This window comes from Variovorax sp. GW821-FHT10B04, assembly GCF_059415645.1.
This window is the reverse complement of record NZ_JBWKNQ010000026.1, coordinates 1-1,229: the sequence shown is the minus strand read 5'-3', so window position 1 is coordinate 1,229 and position 1,229 is coordinate 1. Positions and strand designations below refer to the sequence as shown.

The 1,229-nt window shown below is 59.6% G+C and carries 1 protein-coding gene; it reads right to left on the bottom strand.

All coding sequences use genetic code 11. From position 1 onward, the window contains the following. Positions 1-7 precede the first annotated feature (7 nt). Positions 8-1,168, bottom strand: coding sequence for an IS30 family transposase (locus tag AC07PZ_RS31580; protein ID WP_495299135.1), 1,161 nt, complete (start codon positions 1,166-1,168; stop codon positions 8-10). Positions 1,169-1,229: the final 61 nt, after the last annotated feature.

Here is a 1,229-nt window from a genome sequence, read left to right as displayed (position 1 = left end):
GGCGGATTCAACCGGTCGATGCAACACATTCGCTGAACATCTCAGCTGGTGTGTGGAAGCCGAGCGTCTTGCGCGGCCTTTCATTCAATTGTCTTGCAATCGCGTTGAGTTGAAGCTGTGAGTAGCCCGAGATATCGATGCCCTTGGGCATGTATTGCCGCAGCAGCCCGTTGGTGTTCTCGTTGCTGCCGCGTTGCCAGGGGCTCTGTGGGTCACAGAAGTAGACTTGAATGTCGGTCGCCATCGTGAATCTTTTGTGGCCGTGCATCTCCGTGCCTCGATCCCAGGTCAGTGACTTGTAGAGCTCCTGCGGCAGCTTGCGCGCGTTCTTGATCAGCGCGTTGACGACCGACTGCGAGTCTTTGCCTTCGAGCTTGACCAACATCACATATCGCGTCTGTCGCTCGACCAGCGTTGCGATCTGGCTGTTGCCGCTGCCGAACACCAGATCCCCTTCCCAATGACCAGGCACTGCCCGATCCTCGACAGATGCGGGGCGTTCGCTGATCGACACGGCATCGGCAATCTGCCCGTGGATCGCCGTCTTTTGCGTATAGGCCCGAGAGCGCCGCATGCCGCGCGTGCGTCTGAGGTGCTCCAGGAGCTCCTTCTTCAACGCGCCACGCGCTTGAATGAACAGGCTGCGGTAGATGGTCTCGTGTGACACATGAAGGCTCGGATCGTTCGGATAAGTATGCTTGAGCCAGCCGGCGATCTGCTCGGGCGACCACAGCATTCGGAGCATGTCCGCCACGACGCCAGCCAACGCTCGGTTCTCGACCAACTTGCAGCGCTTCGGTCGTAGGGCACGATTCCACGCAGCTTCGTCGGCGACGCTCGCCCGATAGCCAGCTTGCCCTGCGTTGCGCTTGATCTCGCGGCTGATTGTCGACGGGGCCCTGCCAAGTCGGGCGGCCACCGAACGCATCGATTCACCGACCGTCAGAGCACGAGAGATCTCTTCTCGCTCTGCCAGGGTCAACGCATTGGCGCCGCGTCGTCGCTGGGGCGGTCGAATGCCACCGGTCTTCGACAAGATGTTATGGATTGAAGTGTGAGGTCGGTCGAACAGCTGGCCAATCTGGTGAAGGGTCCAACCATCTCTCCAGCGCTCCCACATCAGTGCCTTCTGGGCGGCCGTGTAGTAGGTTCGTGTCCGGTATTTCATCTGCAACACTCCTTCTGCCTAAGCAGTGGTTAGTGTGTTGCATCGACCGGTTGAATCCGCC